A 312-nucleotide genomic window follows, 5' to 3' on the forward strand; every position below is an offset into this window, starting at 1 on the left:
CGCGGGATGCGGAGAAGTCGGCGAGGACGGCCGCGTGGACCTCGCGGACGAGGAAGCGCTTCAGACACCGCATGATGTCCTTCTTGGACAGACCTTGAGCGGTGCGTCGCGCGACGTAGGCCCGGGTGGGGTTCGTGGTAGCGCAGGCGGGTCACCAGCGCCATGTGCAGGGCCGCGTTCGCCGCCCGGTCGCCACCTCGGTTGAGACGGTGGCGATCGCGACGCCCGGAGCTCGCCGGGATCGGGGCGGCCCCACACAGGTGTGCGAACGCGGCCTCGCTGCGCAGCCGGTCCGGGTTGTCGCCAGCGGTG

1 pseudogene is annotated in these 312 nt (G+C 72.1%); it reads right to left on the reverse strand.

The features are described 5' to 3' along the window. Window positions 1–312: pseudogene (locus PSD17_RS00005) on the reverse strand (transposase); the annotation flags it as partial.

Origin of the sequence: Pseudonocardia sp. D17, assembly GCF_036984265.1 — a bacterium.
GTDB classification, from domain to species: Bacteria; Actinomycetota; Actinomycetes; order Mycobacteriales; family Pseudonocardiaceae; genus Pseudonocardia; species Pseudonocardia benzenivorans.